Origin of the sequence: Glutamicibacter nicotianae (assembly GCF_016907615.1) — a bacterium.
GTDB lineage: Bacteria > Actinomycetota > Actinomycetes > Actinomycetales > Micrococcaceae > Glutamicibacter > Glutamicibacter nicotianae.
The window spans coordinates 1,185,571-1,207,155 of record NZ_JAFBCH010000001.1 but is presented as its reverse complement, the minus strand read 5'-3'; the positions used below and the strand labels follow the sequence as shown (position 1 = coordinate 1,207,155).

General features: G+C 60.8%; 21 protein-coding genes and 1 riboswitch. Of the genes, 6 read left to right on the top strand and 15 right to left on the bottom strand.

Annotation, left to right across the window (positions count from 1 at the left end):
• Nucleotides 1-48: 48 nt before the first annotated feature.
• The 3 genes from JOE62_RS05910 to JOE62_RS05900 all read right to left on the bottom strand — a co-directional run bounded on the left by JOE62_RS05910 (nt 49) and on the right by JOE62_RS05900 (nt 3,464).
• Entirely contained in the window at nt 49-1,062 is a 1,014-nt protein-coding gene (locus JOE62_RS05910; protein WP_204721114.1) for a DMT family transporter, read from the bottom strand.
• A gap of 80 nt (nt 1,063-1,142) precedes the next feature.
• Nucleotides 1,143-2,072 carry a GNAT family N-acetyltransferase gene (locus JOE62_RS05905; RefSeq protein WP_204721112.1) on the bottom strand — a complete coding sequence of 310 codons (930 nt, stop codon included), beginning with the start codon at nt 2,070-2,072 and terminating at the stop codon, nt 1,143-1,145.
• Nucleotides 2,073-2,078: 6 nt separating this feature from the next.
• A complete protein-coding gene (locus JOE62_RS05900; RefSeq protein WP_204721110.1) occupies nt 2,079-3,464 on the bottom strand; it encodes a glycine--tRNA ligase in 1,386 nt (461 codons plus the stop codon).
• A gap of 180 nt (nt 3,465-3,644) precedes the next feature.
• Here JOE62_RS05900 and JOE62_RS05895 point away from each other — a divergent pair, with 180 nt between their 5' ends.
• Complete coding sequence (locus JOE62_RS05895) at nt 3,645-3,875, top strand: RNA-binding S4 domain-containing protein (protein WP_073706704.1); 231 nt, start codon at nt 3,645-3,647, stop codon at nt 3,873-3,875.
• Here the strand turns inward: JOE62_RS05895 and JOE62_RS05890 are convergent, their stop codons facing one another.
• The gene (locus JOE62_RS05890) at nt 3,876-4,526 is read right to left on the bottom strand and encodes an alpha/beta hydrolase (RefSeq protein ID WP_204721108.1); all 651 of its coding nucleotides are present in this window, start codon (nt 4,524-4,526) and stop codon (nt 3,876-3,878) included. It lies immediately after the preceding gene.
• A 334-nt stretch (nt 4,527-4,860) separates the two neighbouring features.
• Between JOE62_RS05890 and JOE62_RS05885 the strand changes: the two genes are divergently transcribed.
• Together JOE62_RS05885 and JOE62_RS05880 are read left to right on the top strand one after the other, a co-directional pair.
• Nucleotides 4,861-5,259 (top strand): SHOCT domain-containing protein, encoded by a 399-nt coding sequence (locus tag JOE62_RS05885; RefSeq protein ID WP_204721107.1) that lies wholly within the window; start codon nt 4,861-4,863, stop codon nt 5,257-5,259.
• 67 nt (nt 5,260-5,326) lie between these two features.
• The gene (locus JOE62_RS05880) at nt 5,327-6,184 is read left to right on the top strand and encodes a GDSL-type esterase/lipase family protein (protein WP_204721105.1); all 858 of its coding nucleotides are present in this window, start codon (nt 5,327-5,329) and stop codon (nt 6,182-6,184) included.
• Between the two features lie 80 nt (nt 6,185-6,264).
• On the opposite strand, the gene metX is transcribed toward JOE62_RS05880, so the two are convergent.
• Together metX and JOE62_RS05870 are read right to left on the bottom strand one after the other, a co-directional pair.
• Nucleotides 6,265-7,410: a homoserine O-acetyltransferase MetX gene (gene metX / locus JOE62_RS05875; protein WP_204721103.1), complete on the bottom strand. Its 1,146-nt coding sequence runs from the start codon at nt 7,408-7,410 to the stop codon at nt 6,265-6,267.
• A 2-nt stretch (nt 7,411-7,412) separates the two neighbouring features.
• Nucleotides 7,413-8,756 (bottom strand): bifunctional o-acetylhomoserine/o-acetylserine sulfhydrylase, encoded by a 1,344-nt coding sequence (locus JOE62_RS05870; protein ID WP_204723223.1) that lies wholly within the window; start codon nt 8,754-8,756, stop codon nt 7,413-7,415.
• 92 nt (nt 8,757-8,848) lie between these two features.
• Nucleotides 8,849-8,968: riboswitch (SAM riboswitch) on the bottom strand.
• Between the two features lie 173 nt (nt 8,969-9,141).
• Here JOE62_RS05870 and JOE62_RS05865 point away from each other — a divergent pair.
• Nucleotides 9,142-9,786: a VOC family protein gene (locus tag JOE62_RS05865; protein ID WP_013348280.1), complete on the top strand. Its 645-nt coding sequence runs from the start codon at nt 9,142-9,144 to the stop codon at nt 9,784-9,786.
• 97 nt (nt 9,787-9,883) lie between these two features.
• Here the strand turns inward: JOE62_RS05865 and JOE62_RS05860 are convergent, their stop codons facing one another.
• Complete coding sequence (locus JOE62_RS05860; RefSeq protein ID WP_204721101.1) at nt 9,884-10,666, bottom strand: CPBP family intramembrane glutamic endopeptidase; 783 nt, start codon at nt 10,664-10,666, stop codon at nt 9,884-9,886.
• Between the two features lie 96 nt (nt 10,667-10,762).
• On the opposite strand from JOE62_RS05860, the gene JOE62_RS05855 reads away from it, so the two are divergent.
• A complete protein-coding gene (locus JOE62_RS05855) occupies nt 10,763-11,608 on the top strand; it encodes a phosphotransferase family protein (protein WP_204721099.1) in 846 nt (281 codons plus the stop codon).
• Nucleotides 11,609-11,719: 111 nt separating this feature from the next.
• Here the strand turns inward: JOE62_RS05855 and tpx are convergent, their stop codons facing one another.
• Nucleotides 11,720-12,217, bottom strand: a complete 498-nt coding sequence (tpx, locus tag JOE62_RS05850; RefSeq protein WP_204721097.1) for a thiol peroxidase — start codon at nt 12,215-12,217, stop codon at nt 11,720-11,722.
• 98 nt (nt 12,218-12,315) lie between these two features.
• Between tpx and JOE62_RS05845 the strand changes: the two genes are divergently transcribed.
• Nucleotides 12,316-12,942, top strand: a complete 627-nt coding sequence (locus tag JOE62_RS05845; protein ID WP_204721095.1) for a class I SAM-dependent methyltransferase — start codon at nt 12,316-12,318, stop codon at nt 12,940-12,942.
• 180 nt (nt 12,943-13,122) lie between these two features.
• Here the strand turns inward: JOE62_RS05845 and hutI are convergent, their stop codons facing one another.
• From hutI to tdh, 7 genes are all read right to left on the bottom strand, one after another.
• The gene (hutI, locus tag JOE62_RS05840; protein ID WP_204721093.1) at nt 13,123-14,322 is read right to left on the bottom strand and encodes an imidazolonepropionase; all 1,200 of its coding nucleotides are present in this window, start codon (nt 14,320-14,322) and stop codon (nt 13,123-13,125) included.
• Nucleotides 14,323-14,457: 135 nt separating this feature from the next.
• Nucleotides 14,458-15,405 carry a carbohydrate ABC transporter permease gene (locus JOE62_RS05835; protein WP_204721091.1) on the bottom strand — a complete coding sequence of 316 codons (948 nt, stop codon included), beginning with the start codon at nt 15,403-15,405 and terminating at the stop codon, nt 14,458-14,460.
• Complete coding sequence (locus JOE62_RS05830; RefSeq protein ID WP_204721089.1) at nt 15,402-16,541, bottom strand: ABC transporter permease subunit; 1,140 nt, start codon at nt 16,539-16,541, stop codon at nt 15,402-15,404. Before JOE62_RS05830 ends, JOE62_RS05835 begins: the two co-directional genes overlap by 4 nt.
• A 67-nt stretch (nt 16,542-16,608) precedes the next feature.
• A complete protein-coding gene (locus tag JOE62_RS05825) occupies nt 16,609-17,964 on the bottom strand; it encodes an ABC transporter substrate-binding protein (protein ID WP_239543209.1) in 1,356 nt (451 codons plus the stop codon).
• A gap of 135 nt (nt 17,965-18,099) precedes the next feature.
• Nucleotides 18,100-19,116 carry a LacI family DNA-binding transcriptional regulator gene (locus JOE62_RS05820; RefSeq protein ID WP_204721085.1) on the bottom strand — a complete coding sequence of 339 codons (1,017 nt, stop codon included), beginning with the start codon at nt 19,114-19,116 and terminating at the stop codon, nt 18,100-18,102.
• Nucleotides 19,117-19,186: 70 nt separating this feature from the next.
• Nucleotides 19,187-20,386 (bottom strand): glycine C-acetyltransferase, encoded by a 1,200-nt coding sequence (locus JOE62_RS05815; protein WP_204721083.1) that lies wholly within the window; start codon nt 20,384-20,386, stop codon nt 19,187-19,189.
• A 31-nt stretch (nt 20,387-20,417) separates the two neighbouring features.
• The gene (tdh, locus tag JOE62_RS05810) at nt 20,418-21,470 is read right to left on the bottom strand and encodes an L-threonine 3-dehydrogenase (RefSeq protein WP_204721081.1); all 1,053 of its coding nucleotides are present in this window, start codon (nt 21,468-21,470) and stop codon (nt 20,418-20,420) included.
• Between the last annotated feature and the right edge of the window lie 115 nt (nt 21,471-21,585).

Sequence of the window (21,585 nt, the reverse complement as noted above, 5' to 3'; positions counted from 1 at the left end):
CATAGGCGGAGAAAGAAAACGGACGGTGAACACCCACCGCCCGGCACGCTATTCGCGCACTTCCACCGGCCTGCGTCCGCTGGATTCCTGTGCGCTGCGCGCCCCAGAGATCGAGGCCAGGCCAACGGCGAGCAGCGTCAGCACGGTGCCCATGACGGTGGCCGCGGTGACGGAGGAACCCGGGGCTGGGAAAAGCACATCCATGAGCAGCGAGCCGGCCAGCTGTCCGCCCACCGCCGCGAGGCTGGTGACCAGCACTCCGAGCCGCTTGACCACCAGCGCGGTGATGCCCACGAACAGGCAGCCGAGCAGCCCGCCGATGTAGTACCACCACTGGCCGGGCAGCGGATGCAGCTTCGCGCCGGCCGGCAGCCGCACCAGCATCACCGCCGCCAGTACCAGGAACCCGATGTAGAAGTTCACCAGGGTTGCCGCCGTGGCGCCGCCATAGGCTGCCGCTTGCACGCCGTTGGCGGCGGCTTGGAAGCCCATGAGCATGCCGACGGCTGCCGAGAGCGCCATCGGCACCAGCAGCGATGCGAGCTGCGCATCCGCGCCGCGCGGGCTGACCGCCCAGATCACTCCGGCAATGGTCAGCACCACGCCGAGGATGCGCAGGGCATTGATCTTGCGCGGTGCGGCCCCGCCAAAGCCCACCCGGTCCATGAGCATGGAACCGATTGCCTGCCCGGTCACCAGGCAGACGGTGAACAGCGCCACGCCGATGAGCGGCACCGCGGCGGCCTGGCTGAAGACCACCAGTGCGCCCACCGCGCCGGCCACCAGGTACCACCGCGGGAAACTGCCCCGGGCCAGTGCGCGCGGCACCTGCCGCACCGTGTTGCGCACCCGGGGGACGGCGATCGCCAGCAGGATCAATGCCGCCAAGCCGACGCCGAAGCTGATGGTTGATGCTGCCATGGCATCTCCCAGCTTCGCGCCCAGCGCCCCGTTGATGCGCGACTGCACGCACAGCAGCAGGCCCGAAGCGATGGCAATCAGGATGAACAGGAGCTTTCCGCCGGTGCGGACCGGCGTGGCGGGGATGGTGCTGGTGGTCAACGGGGTTCTTTCAGGGATCTGGAGGATGGCTCGGCAACGCAAGAACGGGACCCGCCTGGCGGGTCCCGTTCTGTCTGGCACTACTTCGCCGCGTCGCTGGCGAGGATATGCGTCGTGGAGATGACGGTGGCCTGCTCAACCGTTGCCAACGCGTCGATCAGCGAGGAGAGGACAAACATCGACGAGTCGACTTCCAGCTTCACCGGGTACTGGTGGATCAGCATGGCGACCATGTCGCGCACCGCTTCGGCCACCTCGTCATCGCTGAAGGCCGGATTATGGCCCACCAGCACGTCGGTCGGGGCGTTCTCGCGGGCCGGCACGTAGCTCACCGCGAAAGCCAGCGGCACGCCGCCCTCGCGCTTGGGCTTGTCGCGCAGCACCAGTGCGCCCTGCGCGCCGGTGTGCTCATCGAGCAGCATGCGCTGCGCCGAGCCTACGGTCATCTTGGCCGGATCCCAATCGGTGTGCACCGCGTTGTAGAAGTCCATCACCAGCTTGGTCAGCTCGACGCTGCCGGTGGACAAGTCCTCGATCACCCGGTCGTTGGTGTCGAACACCGGCTCGGCCAGCGCTCCCGGTTCCAGCACGACATCGCGCGAGACCTGGATTTCGCCCAGGCCCAGCGACTGGCAGAAGCCGGCCGCCGCGGCGGCCGGGTCTCCGGCCGTAACGGTATAGCGGGCCTTGAGCTCCTGCGCCTGGCCTGCCGGGATCTGCTGGCGCAGCTGCTGCACCAGCGCGGTGCCCACGCCGGAACGGCGCTGCTCGGCAGCCACCTCGACATAGAGCCAGAGCCGCTGCGGGTGCAGCGAGGAGGCGAACACCACGCCGGCGCCGATGGCCACACCGTCAACCGTGGCCACCAGCGTGCGGGAGAACGGCGCATCGCTGTTCTCGCGCAGCATGGTGCGGTCCTGGTGGGCCTGCGGCGAACGCGGGTCCCCGAAGATCTGCAGCAGCTCCAGGTCGTCGCCGGAACGCCAAGGACGGAATTCCAGTTCGTTCATCGGGCTCTAGGCTCCGTTCAGGCGCTCGGAAAGGTAGGCGGTGACCTGGTCGAGGGACACGCGTTCCTGGGACATGGTGTCGCGTTCGCGGATCGTCACTGCCTGGTCTTCGAGGGTGTCGAAGTCCACGGTGATGCAGAACGGGGTACCGATCTCGTCCTGGCGGCGGTAGCGGCGGCCGATGGCGCCGGCATCGTCGAAGTCGATATTCCAGCGCTTGCGCAGCTCGCTGGCCAGGTCCTTTGCCTTCGGCGAGAGGTTCTCGTTGCGGCTCAGCGGCAGCACGGCGGCCTTGACCGGGGCCAGGCGCGGATCGAGCTTGAGCACGGTGCGCTTGTCCACCCCGCCCTTGGTGTTCGGTGCCTCGTCCTCGGTGTACGCATCGACCAGGAACGCCATCATCGAACGGGTCAAGCCGAAGGACGGCTCGATCACGTACGGGGTGTAGCGTTCCCCGGTGGCCTGGTTGAAGTAGGACAGCTCGGAGCCCGAAGCCTTGGCGTGGCTGGACAGGTCGTAGTCGGTGCGGTTGGCGACGCCCATCAGCTCGCCCCACTCCGAGCCGGCGAAGCCGAAGCGGTATTCGAAGTCGATGGTGCCTGCCGAGTAGTGGGCGCGCTCTTCTTCCGGCACGTCGAACTGGCGCAGATTCTCTTCCTTGATGCCCAGGTCGATGAACCATGCCCAGCAATCCTTGACCCACTGGTCGAAGAACTTCGGTGCGTCTTCCGGTGCGGTGAAGAACTCGATTTCCATCTGCTCGAACTCGCGGGTGCGGAAGATGAAGTTGCCCGGGGTGATTTCGTTGCGGAAGGCCTTGCCGATCTGGCCAATGCCGAATGGCGGCTTCTTGCGGCTGGCGGTGAGCACGTTGGCGAAGTTCACGAAGATGCCCTGCGCGGTTTCCGGACGCATGTAGGCCAGTCCGGCTTCGGAATCAACTGGGCCCAGGAAGGTCTTCATCAACCCGGAGAACATCTGCGGCTCGGTGAACTGGCCCTTGGTGCCGCAGTCGGGGCAGGCGATCTCGCTCATGCCGTCCTTGGGCGCACGGCCCTTCTTGGCTTCGAAGGCCTCGATCAGGTGGTCCTGGCGGTGGCGCTTGTGGCACTGGATGCATTCGACCAGCGGGTCGGTGAAGGTGGCTACGTGGCCCGATGCTTCCCAGACGGCCTTGGGCAGGATGATCGAGGAGTCCAGGCCCACCATGTCCTCGCGGCCGCGAACGAAGTTCTGCCACCACTCGCGCTTGATGTTTTCCTTCAGTTCGGTGCCCAGGGGTCCGTAATCCCATGCGGAACGGGAACCACCGTAGATCTCACCGGCCTGGAAAACGAATCCTCGACGCTTTGCGAGGGAAATAACCTGGTCTAGCTTGGACTGTGGCGCCATATCAACTCCAATGGGACTTACGAGGCCGCTGGTTGCGGTCCGTAGAAAAATACATACATTTCAAGGGTATCGTTTCAACGCCCTGCGCACGAAGCCGAATCAGGTAACGCCGGCGTGAACTTCCACGCCTTTGGGCAACATCCACGGTGCAGGCCGGTTATATAGGGAAGAATGGAAGCCATGAGTGCCAATGAAGCTTTTGACCTAGAAATCCGTGACGAGTCCATCCGCTTGGGCCAGCTGCTCAAGCTCGCCTCGCTGGCAGAGGACGGCATCCACGCCAAGGAAATGATTTCCGAGGGAATTGTCACCGTCAACGGCGAGGTGGACACCCGCCGCGGGGCGCAGATCCGCCCCGGCGACGTGGTGTGCGTGAACGGCGAATGCGTGCGCGTCACCGCCCAGCCGTAGCTAGCCCTTCTTCAGGACGACCTTGGTGAGGAAGCCGGCAACGTCCTGGATTTCTTCCATGCACACCGAGTGGCCGATCTGCGGGTAGGTTTCGCTGGTCAAGTCGGTATGCCCCGGGACCCAGCCCAAGGTGTATTCGATCTTGTCCCGGGTGATCACCGGGTCAGCCACGTCGCGGCCCCAGAACATCGGCAGCGGCTTGTCCGCCAGCTTCGCGTCATCGAAGATGTCCAAGGTCTTGGGATCCACGGCAAAGCCTGAGAGACCCACGACTGCTTCAATGGCATCGCGCTGGTAGCGGGCCAGCGAGGTGGCCATGGCCATACCCTGGGAGAAACCGAGCAGGGTGATCGACGAGTGCTGCTGGGACAGCGGTTCCAGCAGTGCCCACAGCGCTTCGACACTGCGGGCCACCGACTCGATGGAGTAGTCGATTTCCTGGGTCAGCGGGAACCAGCTGTATCCCGGGCCTGCCGGCAGCGGTGCGCGCACGGAGAGGTAGGTGAATTCTTCGGGCAGGTGCTGCGAGAGCCCCATGAGGTCTTGCTCGTTGGAGCCGTAGCCATGCAGGAACACCAGCAGCGGAGTTCCTAGACGGGATTCGTCGTTGCGGGAGATGATGGCTACGGGAGCCTGGTCTTGGTATGTCATAGTTCCCCAAGACTATCGAACAGCGCCGCGCCGATTCGGCGGTTCCGCAAAGCCCTGCCATCGTTTCCCCGGGTATCGCGATCCGCAGCGCCAGGATGCAGGTGAAAGTCCTGCGTGTGGCCGACGGGCGGGCCGGTGGAGCGGTTGCCAACGGCATGGAAAATCAGTTTCCCTTCCTCCATAAATCCGCATGGCATGTAACAAGATAATAAAACTTCAAAATTATCTTAGGCATTCAAGCGCTTTTCGTGTTCAACTGGACTCACTGCTTCACGGCCACCTGACTTGGGGATCCCACCGGTAGAAGCTCCAACCGGCAAAGGGCAATGGCACCATGGGCGAAATCGAATACAGCGAGGAAATTTCAGGACTGGCACCCGAGGATCTTGCTGAACTCGGCGACGTCGATTTGGATCCCGGCACCTCGTCGTCGCTCTTCGATACCGTCGACACGATGTTTTCATTCAGCCTTCCCTTGTTCTCCGTGCTTTTCATCGCCTTTGCCGGACTCATCATCTTCGTCATTGTGCGCAACTTCCGCAAAGCCAAGAGCGCCGGCTTCGATCCGTTGACCATGGAAACCGACCTGATGGCCAGAGCGGCGAATTCAGCTTTGCTGGCGCCGAAGAAATCCATTGAAGACAAGCTGTCCGAACTCGACTCGCTGCACTCGCGTGGAGTCATTACCCGCGACGAGTACCTGCAAGCACGCAGGGATGCTCTGGGCGGGTAGAGTGGTGCCCACCGAATCATCCTCTGGAATGATTGACTAGAAGTTACCCATTGGTAACAATGGATTCGTGCCCAACAATATTGCTTCTGAACCGTCAAACACCGCCGGCTCCCCGCTCCACCCATGGCGCCGCTATGTAGCCATCGGGGACTCGTTCACCGAAGGCATCGGCGACCCCGATCCATCGAGCGCAGGACGGCACTTAGGCTGGGCCGACCGCTTGGCCCAAGAGCTCAGCCGCACCGTCCCGGACTTCTCCTATGCCAATCTGGCCATCCGCGGCCGGCTCATCGGCCGGATCGTTGCCGAACAGCTCGATCCCTGCATCGATCTGAAGCCGGATCTGATCTCGCTGTGCGCGGGCGGCAACGACGTGCTGCGCCCGGGCGGCGATCCAGACAAGATTGCCGACATCCTCGACGACGCGGTAGCCAAGCTCACCGCAACCGGTGCCACGCTCCTGCTCTTCACCGGGCCCGATATCCGCGATACCCCGGTCCTTGGAAGCATCCGCGGCAAGGTGGCGATCTACAACGAGAACGTGCGCACCGTCGCTGCCCGGCATGACGCCATCGTTGCCGACATGTGGGCATTGCAGGAATTGCACCAGTCCCAGATGTGGGCGCCTGACCGCCTGCACTTCTCCCCCATCGGCCACCAGCGCATTGCCGCCATGGCACTAGACTCGCTGAACGTCCCGCATCAGCTGGATACCGACATCGTTCCGGTCGTGGATGAGCGCAGCTGGCGCGAAGCACGCAAGGAGGATCTGCAGTGGGCCCGCGAGCATCTGGCGCCCTGGGTGCTGCGCCGTCTGCGCCACCAGTCCTCCGGTGACGGCATCACCCCGAAACGGCCTTCGGCTACGCCGTTCGCAGATGCCAAGCCCAACGACTCGCTCGGTGCCGGCGACAGCGCCAAGTAGCAAGAATGACTGAAGCGGTTCCGCCGATTACTGGCGGAACCGCTTCAGTCTTCAAAGGCTTGCCAAACTTCGCCCAGATTCTAGTCTCCGAAGACCAAGGTCCGAAGCGCCCCATCCAGCTGCGTCGCATCGGTCAAGAATCCGTCATGGCCAATGGGCGAATCGATGTAGTGCACCGGCTTCGGCTTGGCCAGCGACGAGGCCAGCTTCACCGACTGCTCGGGGAAGTACAAGCGGTCGGTGGTAACCGCGGCAACCACCACGTTGACCTTCTCCAGGCGCGCCAGGGCGGCCTCCAGGGATTCATGGCCACGAGCAACATCGTGGCTCATCAGCGCCTCGGTCAGCACCAGATAGCTGTTCGCGTCGAAACGATTCACCAGCTTGCTGGCCTGATGGTCGAGGTAGCTTTCCACCTGGTATCGCCCGCGCGGCCCGTCCAGCTGGCCCGTCGGCTTCTCGCCATCCTGCGGATTGCGCGAGAAACGGGTTTCCAGCTCGGCCTCGGAACGGTAGGTGATGTGGGCCAGGCGGCGAGCCAGGCCGAGACCGGCGTCAGGACGGGCATCGTTGCCGTAGTAATCGCCATTGCAGAAGTGCGGATCCAAGCGGATGGATTGGGTTTGCACCTGCGCAAAGGCAATTTGCTCGGCAGTCGCCTGGGCGCTAGAGGCCATCACGATCAGGTTCTTGACCTGCTCGGGGAACTCGACAGCGTATTCCAGCGCGCGGGCACCGCCCATCGAACCGCCGATGACCGCATGCCAGGATTCGATTCCCAGCTGCTTGGCCAGCCGCGCTTCGAGGCGCACCGAGTCCTTGATGGTGACGAAAGGGAATCTGGAGCCGTAGGGCAGGCCCTGCTCGTCCAAGGACGAGGGGCCGGTGGATCCATTGCAACCACCCACCATGTTGATGGACACGACAAAGTACTCATTGGTGTCAACCGTGGCGCCGGGGCCAACGAAGCCTTCCCACCAGCCGGCGCTGTGCGAATCGCCTTGCGCGACGTGGGCGTCACCGGTGAGTGCATGCATCACCAGCACCGCGTTGGAGCCATCAGCTGCTAGCTTCCCCCACGTCTCGTAGGCCAGCACCACGTCGGGAACGTATCCACCGAATTCAAAGTGGTACTCCCCCACGGAGCTACGGCGCAAAATGCCGTCTTGTCCGCCAGCGAGCTCTTCGGCGCGCAGAGTATCTTCAGTAGTCACAATGGATGACATGCCTAGAGGGTTTCCTGCAATTCCTTGTTTTCAAGGGCCGCAACAGCTTCGAAGCCCAGCTCAAGATCGGCCAGGATGTCCTTGATGTTTTCCAGCCCGACGCTCAGCCGCACCAGTCCCGGGCTCACACCGGCGGCAATCTGCTCCGCTTCGGAGAGCTGGGCGTGGGTGGTGGAGGCCGGATGGATGACCAGCGAGCGCACGTCGCCGATGTTCGCGACGTTGGAGTGCAAGACCAGTGCGTCCACGAAAGCCTGTCCGGCTTCCGCGCCGCCCTCCAGCTCGAAGGCGATGATCGAGCCAGCGCCGTGATCGCTGTACTTCTGCGCGCGCTCATGCCACGGAGAGGACTGCAGTCCGGCGTAGGCGACCTTCTGCACTTCCTCGCGGGCTTCGAGCCAGTTGGCAACTTCCACTGCGTTCTGGCCGTGGCGCTCAATGCGCAGCGACAGGGTTTCCAGGCCTTGGGCGATCAAGAACGCGTTGAACGGCGCCACTGATGAACCCAGATCGCGCAGCAGCTGCACGCGTGCCTTGAGGATGTAGGCCAGATTCGCGCCGAGGATGCCGTTGACGCCCAGGTCGCGGGCGAAGACCAGGCCGTTGTAGGACTCGTCCGGGGTGTTGAATCCCGGGAAGCGTTCGGCGTCCTTGGCGAAGTCGAAGTTGCCCGAGTCCACGATGACCCCGGCGATGGCATTGCCGTGGCCGCCAAGGAACTTGGTGGCCGAATGGATCACGATATCGGCGCCCCACTCGATGGGGCGGATCAGGTATGGCGTGGCCAGGGTGTTGTCCACCAGCAGCGGCACGCCGGCTTCGTGGGCGATCTCCGAGATGCCCACGATATCCAGCACGTCCTGCCGAGGATTGGAGATAGTTTCGCCGAAAAAGGCCTTGGTGTTCGGGCGCACCGCGGCACGCCATTCGTCCAGGTTGTCCGGGTCGGAGACGAAGCTGACTTCGATGCCCAAGCGCTTGAGCGTGTGCTTGAGCAGGTTCTGGGTTCCGCCGTACAGGCTCGGGCTGGCTACCAGATGGTCGCCGGCTTCGGCCAGGTTCAGGATGGCGAAAGTGGTGGCGGCCTGTCCCGAGGACAGCAGCAGCGCACCAACGCCGCCTTCCAGATCAGCGATGCGGGTTTCCACGGCGTCGGTGGTCGGGTTGCCGATACGGGTGTAGATCGGTTCCAGTTCCTGCAACGCGAAACGGGCAGCGGCACTCTCGGCGCTCGGGAAGACAAAGGAAGTGGTTTGGAAAATCGGGAGAGCTCGCGCTCCGGTCGTCGGATCCGGGGTCTGGCCGGAATGGATCTGACGGGTTTCAAATGACCAGTTGTTGCTCATGGTTTCCTCCAAATAGCGTTTCATGACTATGGGGGTACGCCGCTGAAAAGACACCGACAGGAAGCACCATATCGAAACGACTTCCAGGGGGTAACCCGCGCTTGTCCTTGATGCCTTGTGCATTCAAGGGCCAGGTCTTCACCCGGGGCACCCCACCGCGGTTGGAGGGTTGCCGCCCAGTAAGCCGGGGCTTGTTACTGGGACTCATGACCTGCTATCAGTTTGCCCGAAAACCGAAGATCATTGCAACGTAGTGGACCGGCATTGGACTCAATCGGTCATATTCCGTATTTTTGAGGACTTTTCCGCAGACTATTCGATAACATTCACCCCGCTTAGGGTTGCCTAAGTAGAGACTGCCATCACATGTTGCCATGATGGGCACATGATGAGGCTAGATCACGTAAGTTATGCATGCGGCCCTGATGGGCTGATGCCAACCGCGCAAAGAATCTCCGAGTCGCTCGGCTTGGAGTTCGTCAAGGGTGGCGTGCATCCACGATTCGGAACACGCAATGTCATCTTCCCGCTCAAGCACGGCCAGTACTTGGAAGTAGTCGAGGTGCTGAACCACCCGGCCAGCGACAAGGCTCCCTTCGGCCAGGCCGTTCGCGCCCGCTCGGAACTCGGCGGTGGCTGGATGGGCTGGTGCGTCTCGGTGGAGGATCTATCCAGCGCCGAAGACCGCCTGGGCCGCAAGTCAGTGCCTGGCAACCGCAAGTTCCCTGATGGCCGCGAACTGACCTGGCAGCAAATTGGCATCAAGGGCCTGATCGCCGACCCGCAGTGCCCATACCTGATCTCATGGGATGACGGTACTGAGGATCTGCATCCGTCCAAGTCGCTTGAACCGGTTGGTGCCATCAGCGAGATAGCCATCGCCGGTTCGCGCGAACGGGTGCTGGATTGGCTCGGCCAGCCGCAGAACGTCAATTTGGGAGCTGTCACCATGCAATATGAAGCTCCGAATGGCACTCCGGGCATCATGTCGGTAACCTTTGAAACCGAGTCCGGCACCGTGGTGCTGTAGGAAACTCGGAAACGAACGCAGGTAGGCGGGGACAATGGCGTCCCCACCTACCTTTTTCGTTAATGGCGTTTCAGTCGCTGGCGCAGGCCTTCGGGCACTACTGGCCGATTCCGATGGCAGGCCCAACCAGCGCGTAGCCGACGAAGCCGATAGCATCGAGCAGGAAGTGGGCGATGACCAGCGGCATCACCCGGCCGTACTTCTGGTACACCCAGCCGAAGACGATGCCCATGAGCATATTGCCGATCATCGGCCCCACGCCCTGGTAGAGGTGGTAACTGCCGCGGAGCACTGCAGAACCGATAATGGTGCTCCACAGTCCCAGCTTCAGCTTCTTGGCATAGGTGAACAGGAAGCCGAGCATCAGCACTTCTTCGAGCACTGCATGGCGTACAGCCGACAGCAGCAGCACGGGGACGCTCCACCAATAATCACCGAGATTGGCTGCTGACAGTGCTGTGGTGACGCCCAGTGCCCGTCCGGCAGCATAGACGCCCAGCGTCCCGATGCCCATGGCCAGGAACAGCCCCGCCCCGAGCATCGTGTCCTTGCCCGGACGTCGCATGTCGAAGCCGATGTCACGGATGGTTCGGCCGGTCGTGCGCTTCATCAGATAGAGTGCCAGCACCACGGGCACCAGCGCGAAGACAATGTCCAGAAGCTGGTAGGTGAAATCAAAGAACTCGCGTGTGCTCAGCGGGTTGTTCAGCGATGTCGTCTGATCACGCAACGGTGCCCTGGTGACTTTATCCGCAAAGCTCAGCAGCGAGTAGACCGCGCTCTGCCCCAAGGACAGGGCGAGAACCAAAATGATCTCGAACCTGAGGGTTCTGCGGGTTGCCGTCGGCTCAATTTGTTCAGCGTTCACGTTCTCGATCATAGGCCGATCTGGCTGTGCGCGTACTGAGTAGCCACGTGGCAAACCTGCGATAGCCTGAAGGTGAGACCACCAGCGAGCTGAACGAGAAGGGTACGAATGAGTCGTCCTGCCACCAGTGGAGAACTGCAAATCGCCCGCCAGCTCTGCCCCGATCTTTCGTGGGAAGATGCGGCCGTGAATGAAGGCGGACAATTCCACAAGGTGGTCATTGGCAATCCGCAGGCGGTGATTCGCATGGCGCGCACGCCAGCGGCGACCGAACAGATGCCGCGAACCGTCGAGCTGCTGTCGTTGCTGGAAAGCCAGCTCACCTATCAGATCCCGGTGGCGGTCTCCGAGATCCTGCATGTCGACGGGCTCAGCTCAGTTGCCATGTCCTTCATCCCCGGAAGCGCGCATGAGCCTCATTACGGGGATCCAAAGGTGCTGGGCCAGCTGGTGAAGGAATTGGCCGAGGTACCGCTGGAACAGATCGGCGCTCATCTGGCCAAACCGTTTTCGTTCCGTGGCGAATGGACCCAAGCTCGGCAGCAGCAATGCTTCGATGCGCTGCCCGAGGAACTTCGAGCTCCTGCAACCGCACTTTGGGATCAGCTCGATATTCTGGCGCAGGTTCCAGCGGGACTGGTGCATGGTGATTTGGCTGGCCACAACATGCACTGGATTGACGAGAAGCTGATTGGCATCTTGGATTGGGACCTCGCAGCAGCGTGGGACCCTGCCTTGAACACCGCGTACCTGAGCCTGTGGCATGGTTTGGAAATGGTGGATTTGATTGCTCCCAACTCTGAGGAAGCGCACCGGGCCAAAATCTGGTTGGGTCTCATGAGCCTTGAACGGTTATCGGATACGCTCTCGCGCTCGGACAACCCGAAGATGGGCAAGCTCATGCGCAAGATTGGTCCGCGCATCCTCACTGCAGCGCAATCAATCAATGGATAGGAAGCAATTTGGCCTGACCCGCCGATGAGCAAGCCATCTGGAGCGTAAAGAAAGCCCGCCTGAATGTTGTCAGGCGGGCTCTCATGCACCGTATCGGGTGCAATTGCTTGCTTAGCTCAGGGCTGCGATAGCTGCATCGTAGTCAGGCTCGGTGGTGATCTCCGGGACGATCTGGTTGTAAACAACCTTCCCGTCCTCATCCAGCACAACAACCGAACGGGCCAGCAGGCCAGCCAGTGGTCCGTCGACCTGGGTGACTCCGTAGTCCGAACCGAAGTCGGAACGGAAGACCGAACCAGCTGTAACATTCTCGATGCCTTCGGCACCGCAGAAGCGGCCCAGTGCGAATGGCAGGTCAGCAGAAACACACACGACGGTGGTGTTCTCCAGGCCGGCAGCCAGTTCGTTGAAGCGACGCACGCTGGCAGCGCAAACGCCGGTATCAACCGACGGGAAAATGTTCAGGACAACGCGACGGCCAGCCAGCGATTCGCTGGTGACATCTGCAAGGCCGGTGTCGGTGAGAGTGAAAGCTGGAGCCTGCGAGCCAACGGCTGGCAGATCACCAATAGTCTGTACAGGGGTTCCCTTGAAAGCAGTAGTAGCCATAGGTCTTGTCTATCATGAATGCCTAATTCAGAGCTATCTTTTCAGCCTACTAGCGCAAACAAGTCGTTCAGATCCTGTATCCATGCAAAACTGTGGATATGGGCCCCAACTACGATTCATACGCGGCGAAAATGCGTGCTCAAACAATGGACGGGATTGATCTGGACGTAGTTGCCCGTTTCGCGGACATGCTCTGTCCTCGTAATTCACGAATTCTCGATATCGGTTGCGGGATTGGCAATACCGTCAATGCGTTGCGTCGCTGCGGACATGATGCCTATGGCGTAGATCCAACGCCCCAAGTTCTGGATGTAGCAAAAGACCTATTCGATGGTAGCTGGTTCAGACAGTTATCAGCCGACCAGCTGAGCTTGGGTACACTCAACGAGCATTCGCTGCCGGAACAGTACGACGCCATATTGATGACCGGAAATGTGCCTGCCTTCATTTCACGTGGCGAACTGCGAAGCGTATTCGATTTTGCCGATCGGGTGATCCGTTCAAATGGAGTACTCATCGTTGGGACTACCAGCAACGCCCATGGCGGCCCCACGGACCAGACCGATATTCTCAAAGGAACCTCGCTGAAGCTCGTACACCGATTTGCGGACTGGCATTTAGGCTCCTATGGTTCAGACTCTCTGTGGTCCGTGAGTGTGTATGCGCGGACTGCGCAACGGTCCGGGTTCGGGATGCCTGACGGAATATTCGTCTTGCCTTCCTAACCTCGTATTTCCCTTCGAAACTCTCGCCGCTACCGGATTGGGCACAAGCTCTGCAACTCCGGAAATCGTTTCCTGAAATCGAACGGTACTTCGTAGCCAACTACATTAAAAATCGAGATGATCGCTCTATCTCACCGGATGGCCGGATCATGTCTCCTTTGGAAGAACAGTTCCAAGGAATCACGTAAGTCGATCAACTAGTTCACCCGCCCGATACACGCTATGGGTCAGGTTCATTCCGGGGCGGTACGCCAGGTGCGCAGCAACCGGCGCGTCAAGCACATGCAGGTCTGCGCGCTTGCCGATCTCGATGGATCCCACCTGATCGGCAACCCCGAGCGCGAGCGCCCCTCCGTAGGTTGCCGCCTCGATGGCTTCGGCCAGGGACAGGTTCATCTGGAGCACCGCCGTAGCCACGCAGAAGTTCATGTTGCTCGTGTAGCTGGTCCCCGGATTGCAGTTGCTCGCCAGCGCGATTCGCACGCCTGCATCAAGCAGTTCGCGGCCCGGTGCAAGCGGCTGCCGGGTGGACAGGTCGCAGGCGGGCAAGCAGGTAGCTACCGTGCCCGGCTTGCCCGAACGCGCCGAGGCATCCCAACCGGCCCAGCTGTCGGCGAGCGCCTTGAAGTCCCCTTCATCCAGGTAATTCACGTGGTCTACCGAATGGCTGCCGAATTCTACGGCCAGCTTCACTCCTGGGCCGGGGCCCAACTGGTTTCCATGGACCTTGGTCGCCAGCCCTTTGCGCTGCGCGGCTTCCAGAACCCGGCGCGATTGATCCTCGGTGAATGCGCCGCGTTCGCAGAAGACGTCGACGAAGTCGACGTTGCCTGCCACCGCATCAAGCATCGGTCCGGTGACCAAATCCGTATAGGCCTCGGCAGCCCAACCTGCCGGAACCAGGTGGGCGCCAAGGAAGGTCAGTGAATCCACCAGCGGCTTGCCGAGCACGGAATGCCGGGTCTCTTCTTCCAATGTCAACCCATAGCCGGTCTTGGTTTCCATCCAGGTGGTGCCCATGGCCATGGCTTCACGGCGGCGTTCGCCCACAACGCCGGCCAGCTCTGTGTCGGAGAGTTGCCCGGTGGCCGAGGTGGTGACCGCGATGCCTCCGGCGGCGTAGGTCTGGCCTGCCATGCGGGCCACGAATTCTTCGGCGCGGTCGCCGCCGAAAATCAGATGGCTATGGGAATCAACCCAGCCGGGCAGCACCGCACGACCGCCCAAATCGATCTCGTGCGCCGTTGCTGGCGCCAGCGCCATGTGGCCGACCCATGCAACAATCCCATCTTCGATTAGCACCGCGGCGTCTTCCAGCACGCTGCCTTTCGCGTCAACCGTCGTCAGCTGTCCGATGTTGGTAAGCAACAAGGTTGCCATGAGCGCTCCGCCTTCGTGGTAATTCCAATCCTTCAGGCACGAGCCTACCTATGGCTTGCCGCCTGCGGGACAGAACAAGAGGGTGCCCGTCTGAAATTTCAGACGGGCACCCTTGTGCCTTGTTTCAGGGCAGGTTTATCCCTTGGTGGCGCCTGCTAGCAAGCCGCGCACGAAGAACCGCTGCAGCGCGAAGAACACCGCCAGCGGAATGATCATCGAGATGAACGCGCCTGCGGTAAGCAGCTCCCACGATTGGCCATAAGAACCTGAGAGGTCTTGAAGCGCCTTGGTAATCGGAAGTTCCCCACCGGAGGTGAAGACCGTGGCCACCAGCAAGTCATTCCATACCCAGAGGAATTGGAAAATTCCAAACGACGCGATGGCAGGAGTCGCCAGCGGAAGGACAATACGAGTGAATATAGTTCCGTGCCCGGCACCGTCTACTCGTGCAGCTTCAATGACTTCTTCCGGGATTTCCGAAATGAAGTTATGCAGCATGAAGATCGCCAGAGGCAAGGCGAAAATCGTATGGGCAATCCAAACCTTGGCATAGGCGCCGTCGAGCCCATTAACGCCTAGCCCGGGAAGGATATACAACCCACCGATTTTCACGCCATCGGAAAACATCTGCAGCAGTGGAACCAGCGCCATCTGGATCGGGACAATCTGCAATGCAAAGACCAAGATGAATAGAGTGTTGCGCCCTTTGAAATTGATCCAGGCAAAAGCGTAGGCCGCCAAGCTGGCAATGATGATCGGGATGATGGCAGCCGGGATCGTAATGACCAAGGAGTTCAAGAACGCCTTGGACAGCGGCAAGCTGTCGCCCGAGACGAACGCTTGCGCGTAGTTCTCCAGCGTAAATGACGGGTTGGACAGGGCCGTCCACCAACCAGTGGTTTTGATGTCGTTGGCTTCACGGAATGAGGAGACAAAAAGCCCAAATGTCGGGATGGTCCAGATCGCGGCGATAAGGAACGCAGCGGCCGTGGCAATTCGAGACGAACTGGCCTTGCGCAGTTTCCCGCCGGTTTTTTCGGTGGCTTTAAGCAAGCGGCGCGAGGAATCACTGACCGTACTCATCGAGTGCCTCCTTGTTGCTTTTGCTGGCGAACGTTGTAGATGATGATCGGAAGCACCAGGACAAACAGGACTACTGCCAATGCGGAGCTGTAACCGGTGCGGCTGCCCAGCTGGAACTGCCGGACCATTTCGTAGGCCAGAACCGTGGTCTCGGAGCGTCCACCGGTCATGGAGGACACGATGTCATAGACCTTCAGCGAAGCAATGGAAATGGTGGTCAGCACAACGATGACCGATGAGCGGATTCCCGGCAGCGTGACATTCATGAAGCTCTGCCACGGGGTGGTACCGTCCAAGGCAGCTGCTTCAAGCTGTTCGGCAGGGACCGCTTTAATTGCCGCGGACAGAATCACCATGGCGAAGCCAGCTTGGGTCCAGATCAGGATGATGACCAGGAACAGGGTGTTCCATGGTTCCAGTCCTAGCCAGTCCACCGGTTTCGCCCCGAAGGCGGTGATGATTGCGTTCAATACGCCAATTTGTTCGCCTTGCCGCGCATCATAGAAGAATTTGAAGATGATCGACGCGCCAACAAATGAAATTGCCATCGGCATGAAAACGAGCAGCTTGAAGAACTTCTCACCACGGCTCTTGTCGATGAAGGCGGCGTAGGCCAAGCCGATAATCGTTGAAACCACCGGGGCTACCAAGACCCAGACCAGCGTATTGAGCAGGGCGGTCAAGCCATCGGGGCTGGTAAAGACCCAGGCGAAGTTCGCCAGCCCGGCAAATCCGGAGCCGTCGTTGGTCATGAAAGCACTAATTGTTGTTCGGATGGTTGGGTAAATCAGCCCTATTGCCAGCAAGATCATGGCCGGGGCCAGGAATCCTGTTAGCTGAAGAAAAGTGCCGGCCCCCGACCGTGAGCGGCGGTCATAGAAATACACGGCAAGACCGAGAACGGCAGCCACTGCGGCGACCCACATGACCGAGGCATATAGCCCGAGCAATAAGAGTATTACTACAGGAACGAGCACGGAGGCGAGCAAACGAAGAATTGCGAAGCCACGTCCACGGTTCGTAGAAACCTCAACGAACGCAAGTACCAGGCCGATCACCACGGCAAAGGAAAGCAAAATTACCGGTATTTGAAGAAGCGGTGACAAGCCGGCAAGCCACTGGAAAAAATCAGACACGAGTCATATCTCCTTTAAAGCTGGAGAAGGCCGGTTGAACCGGCCTCCCCCACTTATTCACTGGTGACTAAGAGTCGTAACCGGCTTGGATGTTCTCTAGAACTTCCTTGGTGGGCTTCCCATCGATCCAGTCCACAATTCCCTTCCAGAAGGAATCGGCACCGACGCTCTTTGGCATCAGGTCAGATCCGTCGAAACGGAAAGTGGTGCTTGGATCCTGCAGCAGTTCCACCGCAGAGCGCAGCAGATCACTGCTGGCATTTTCTGGATCAAGGCCGGAGTTTGCCGAGATCACGCCACCGAGCTTAACTCGGCTATTGGCCCAGTCTGCACTGGCCAGGTATTCCTGCACCTTCGCAGTGTCTTCGTCGTTCGAGAAGGCCGCGACGAATTCGCCACCGCCGACAACCGAAGTTGGATCACCCTCGTTGAATTGTGGTGCGATGAATGCCCAGACATCTCCGTCAGGAGCTACCGTAGGTGTTTCACCGTCTGCGTTCTTGGCATCAAGGATGAAGCCTTCGAGGAATGAAGCCTGGTGCGTCAGCGGGCAAGTGCCCTTGGCAACTGCGGTGCCGATGTCACCAAACGCGGTGGCATTAATGGACTTTACATCTCCATAGCCTGCGTTGACCTGCTTTGGATCCAGCAAGATCTCGCCAACTGAATCAAATGCGCTGGTGATTTCTGGCGAGGTGAATTCCAGTTCTCCGGACACCCATTTGTCATAGGCTTCGGTGCCCGACTGGCGCAGGACAGCGTCCTCAATCCAGTCAGTGCCTGGCCAACCCGATGCTTCGCCCGAGGCAAATCCTGCACACCAGGCAGGCTCATCGGTCTTCTTGGTAATTTCGGTTCCCAGCGCGGTCATTTCGTCCCAAGTCTTGGGAACGCTGACGCCCCATTCCTCGAACTGCTTGGGCGAATACCAGATGTAGCCCTTGACGCTGGCCATCAGCGGAGCACCATACTGGACGCCGTCCACCTTGCCGTAGTTCTGCCAGTCCTCAGACCAGTTCTTCCCCACTTCAGCTTGGGCGCCTTCAGGAAGTTTCTGCACCTTGCCCGAAGCTACGGTAGCTTCCAGCAAACCTGGCTGAGGGAAGACTGCTAGGTCAGGCGTATCTCCGCCCTGGACCTTGATGCCCAACTGGGATTCGAAGTTCTTGTCGCCGGTGTAGCGGATCTTGATGCCGTTCTCTTCAGACCAGTCGGCCCAGGACTTCTCGAGCAGCTCAGCTTCGGTGCCAGTGATTGGTCCGTAGACATCCACCACGCCGTCGGATTCGGCAACCTGGGTCTCCCCGCCTTGGGCATTGGGATCATTGGGATCTGCTCCCCCGGAGCAACCGGCCAGCAGCAAACCGATTGAGGCCACGGAAAGAGCGGGAACGAGCTTCAACCCACGTTTTGTTTTCTTCATGATGCCTTCCACTTTTGAGTTGTACCCTGCGGGAAGTTCCAGCTTGGCACGAGTGATCCCCTCCATAGTGACGCAGATCATCGACGCGCGTCAACATTTATGAAAGAAGATCGTCCAGAGATTGTCGTGGGATGCTCAGCGCGGAGCCGGGCCGGTGCTGTCGCGGACCGTCATCAGCGGCGCGATAAGCTGCTGCATGGCACCCTGGGAACGGCCTTCGATTTTCTGCACCAGTGCGTCCACCGCCGCATGGGAGACCGCCTCGCCCGGCGGGGCGACCGTGGTCAGTGCCGGGGCTACCATTTCGGCCGAGCGATCGCCGACACCCAATGCAATTACCGAGAGGTCTTCTGGGATGCGCAACGACGCCATGCCAGCGGCGTTGACGAAACCGGCAGTGGCGAATTCCTTGAGCGCCAGCACCGCCGTGGGGCGCGGGTGCAGGTCCCGGTAGGCATCCAACGCCGTCCGTCCGCCGCGCGCGTTGTTTTCCACCGGGACTTCCTGCATCGACATGCCGCGGAGGCGCACGGCTTCAGAGATGGCGCGGGTCGTGCGGATGGCCGGACCGTTACCGGCCTCCTGGTCTTCCACGGAGACGTTGATGTACATGATGGATTGGTGGCCGAGATTCGCCAGGTAGTCCACCGCGATGCGCCCGGCCTCGGCGAAATCATTATCGACATAGGACAGGTCGGCATTGTCATCGGGACGGCCAATGGAAGCGAAAGGTATGCCCGCGCGCCGCAGGACATCGAAGCGCGGGTCATTGATCGATACTTCCATCAGCAGCACCCCGGCCACCAGCTTCTGCCCGACCAAGCTTTCCAATCCCATGACATCGGTCATCGGATTGGACCATAAGAGCATGTGGTAGCCCAGCGCGCGGGCACGCTCCATTGCGGCGGTGACGTATTCGAACTCGGTGGAGGAATAGCCGTCCACGCTGGTGGGAAAGTGCAGGGCAAGGATCCCCCGGCGGGATCCGGCCAGGCCCTGGGCAAAGGCATCCGGGGTGTAGTTCAGCTCCCGCATGGCCGCCACGACTCTGGCCTTGGTCGCCTCGGAAATGCTGCGCCGGCCGCTGATCACGTAGGACACGGTACTGGGAGATACACCGGCCAAGCGCGCCACATCATCCCTGGTAGCCATGAGTCCTCCGCCTTTGGTTATGCCAATTCGTCATCCCTATTGAAGCACGCCGCCGGGCCAACCGAGCTGGTCAGCGGCTGGCAACGAAGGCCTGCACGCAAGCCTCGATGTCCTCGGCCGAATGCGCGGCGGAGAGCTGCACGCGGATGCGCGCGGCGCCCTTGGGCACCACCGGGAAGCTGAAGGCGGTCACGAAGACGCCCTGTTCCAGCATCTTGCCTGCCACCTCTGCGGCCTTGACCGCGTCGCCGAACATCACAGGGATGATGGCGTGCTCGCCGTCGAGCAGCTCGAAGCCCTCTTCGGTCATGCGGCGGCGGAAATGCGCGGCGTTCTCGAAGAGCTTCTCCCGCAGGTCCCCGGAATCCACCACGAGGTCCAGCGCCTTGAGGGTTGCGGCGACAATCGACGGGGCCAGCGAGTTGGAGAACAGGTACGGGCGGGCCTTCTGGCGCAGCATCGCGACGATTTCGCCGCGGCCGGAAACATAGCCGCCCGAGGCGCCACCCAGGGCCTTGCCGAAGGTGCCGGTGTAGATGTCCACGCGGTCCGAGACCCCTGCATGCTCGGGGGTGCCGGCGCCGGTGGCGCCCATGAAGCCTACCGCATGGGAATCATCGACCATGACCAGCGCGTTGTACTTGTCGGCCAAATCGCAGATGGCTTCCAGCGGTGCCAGGTAGCCGTCCATGGAGAAGACACCGTCGGTGACAATGATGGTGCGGCGTGCACCGGCCCCGTCGTTGAGCTGCGCGGCGGCCTGCAGCTGGGTTTCCAGGTCAACCATGTCCTGGTTGGCGTAGCGGAAGCGCGCGGCCTTGGACAGGCGGATGCCGTCGATGATCGAGGCGTGGTTCAGCGCATCGGAGATGATGGCGTCTTCCTTGCCGAACAGCGATTCGAAGACGCCGCCGTTGGCATCGAAGCAGCTGGAGAACAAGATGGTGTCCTCGGTGCCCAGGAACTTGGAGAGCTTGGATTCCAATTCCAGGTGCAGGTCTTGGGTGCCGCAGATGAAGCGGACCGAGGCCATGCCGAAGCCGCGCTCATCCATGGCATTCTTGGCCGCATCGATGATCTGCTGGTTGTCAGCTAGGCCAAGGTAATTGTTGGCGCAGAAATTCAGGACTTTGCGCGCATCGTCACCCAGCGAGCCGGCCAGGATGGACGCGGACTGGGCCGAGTCGATGTGGCGTTCTGCCTTGAACAGGCCGGAGGACTTCAGCTCGTCCAGTTCGGCGGCAAGCTGGTCTTTGAGATCCGTGTACATTGCAAATACTCCTTGTTGATCCGGGAAATTCTTAGCCTGGGAAAACGGTCCAGTCGAGCACGACCTTGCCGCCGTGGCCGCTGCGGGCCGCTTCAAAGCCCTGCTGCCACTCGGTAGCTGGAAGGAAGTCGGTGACCACCGAGGAAATGCGTTCGCGCATGACCTCTGAAGAGGTCAGCATGGCGCTCATGGCGTACCAAGTCTCGAACATTTCGCGGCCATAGATGCCCTTCAGGGTGAGCATGTGGGTGACGACCTTGCCCCAATTGATGTCAATTGAGGCGCTTGGCAGGCCCAGCATGCAGATCTTGCCGCCATGGTTCATGTTCTCGATCATTTCCGGCAGGGCAGTCTTGTGGCCGGACATTTCCATGCCGTAGTCGAAGCCTTCAACCATGCCCAGCTTCTGCTGGGCTTCCTTGATACGCGTATCCGCTACATTCACGGCCAGGTCGATGCCCATGGTCTTTGCCAGTTCCAAGCGCTGCTCGGAAACATCGGTGATGGCGATGTTGCGTGCACCTACGTGGCGGGCCACTGCCGCGGCCATCAGGCCGATAGGGCCAGCACCGGTAATCAGCACGTCTTCGCCAACCATGGGGAACTGCAGTGCGGTGTGCACGGCATTGCCGAACGGATCGAAGATCGCGCCGAGCAGCGGGGTGATGCGCTCATCGCGGTGGATGTAGACATTGCTTTCGGGAATGACGACGAATTCTGCGAAGGCGCCGTCGCGCTGCACGCCGACCGAGTCGACATTGATGCACATCTGCTTGCGTCCGGCGCGGCAGTTGCGGCACAGGCCGCACACGACGTGGCCTTCACCGGAAACACGGTCGCCAACCTTGACCCCGTGCACGAAGTCGCCGATTTCCACGACTTCGCCGTAGAACTCATGGCCCGGAACCAGCGGGGTGTTGATCATGGCCTTGGCGGCGTCGTCGAAGGCTTCGATGTGCAGATCGGTGCCGCAGATACCCGCGGTCATGACACGGATCTTGACCTCGTGGGCACTAGTCTCCGGTTCTGGACGATCTACGAGTTCGAGTCCTGCATGGGGACCGGACTTGTACAGTGCTTTCATGCTGGTTCCTTAGGATCGGGCACTTGGATGCGCGCACGGCAGACTTGGGGTTGCTTCAAGTGTCGCACCCGACTGCACGGGACAACACCTTAGAAGATCACTGATTTACTGATCT

Coding starts and splice junctions, on each gene's coding strand:
- JOE62_RS05835 (WP_204721091.1), bottom strand. CDS start 15,405: ATGAGTACGGTCAGTGATTCCTCGCGCCGCTTGCTTAAAGCCACCGAA.
- JOE62_RS05845 (WP_204721095.1), top strand. CDS start 12,316: ATGGGCCCCAACTACGATTCATACGCGGCGAAAATGCGTGCTCAAACA.
- JOE62_RS05905 (WP_204721112.1), bottom strand. CDS start 2,072: ATGAACGAACTGGAATTCCGTCCTTGGCGTTCCGGCGACGACCTGGAG.
- JOE62_RS05890 (WP_204721108.1), bottom strand. CDS start 4,526: ATGACATACCAAGACCAGGCTCCCGTAGCCATCATCTCCCGCAACGAC.
- hutI (WP_204721093.1), bottom strand. CDS start 14,322: ATGGCAACCTTGTTGCTTACCAACATCGGACAGCTGACGACGGTTGAC.
- JOE62_RS05865 (WP_013348280.1), top strand. CDS start 9,142: ATGATGAGGCTAGATCACGTAAGTTATGCATGCGGCCCTGATGGGCTG.
- JOE62_RS05885 (WP_204721107.1), top strand. CDS start 4,861: ATGGGCGAAATCGAATACAGCGAGGAAATTTCAGGACTGGCACCCGAG.
- JOE62_RS05870 (WP_204723223.1), bottom strand. CDS start 8,756: ATGAGCAACAACTGGTCATTTGAAACCCGTCAGATCCATTCCGGCCAG.
- JOE62_RS05900 (WP_204721110.1), bottom strand. CDS start 3,464: ATGGCGCCACAGTCCAAGCTAGACCAGGTTATTTCCCTCGCAAAGCGT.
- metX (WP_204721103.1), bottom strand. CDS start 7,410: ATGTCATCCATTGTGACTACTGAAGATACTCTGCGCGCCGAAGAGCTC.
- tpx (WP_204721097.1), bottom strand. CDS start 12,217: ATGGCTACTACTGCTTTCAAGGGAACCCCTGTACAGACTATTGGTGAT.
- JOE62_RS05820 (WP_204721085.1), bottom strand. CDS start 19,116: ATGGCTACCAGGGATGATGTGGCGCGCTTGGCCGGTGTATCTCCCAGT.
- tdh (WP_204721081.1), bottom strand. CDS start 21,470: ATGAAAGCACTGTACAAGTCCGGTCCCCATGCAGGACTCGAACTCGTA.
- JOE62_RS05860 (WP_204721101.1), bottom strand. CDS start 10,666: ATGATCGAGAACGTGAACGCTGAACAAATTGAGCCGACGGCAACCCGC.
- JOE62_RS05815 (WP_204721083.1), bottom strand. CDS start 20,386: ATGTACACGGATCTCAAAGACCAGCTTGCCGCCGAACTGGACGAGCTG.
- JOE62_RS05825 (WP_239543209.1), bottom strand. CDS start 17,964: ATGAAGAAAACAAAACGTGGGTTGAAGCTCGTTCCCGCTCTTTCCGTG.
- JOE62_RS05895 (WP_073706704.1), top strand. CDS start 3,645: ATGAGTGCCAATGAAGCTTTTGACCTAGAAATCCGTGACGAGTCCATC.
- JOE62_RS05855 (WP_204721099.1), top strand. CDS start 10,763: ATGAGTCGTCCTGCCACCAGTGGAGAACTGCAAATCGCCCGCCAGCTC.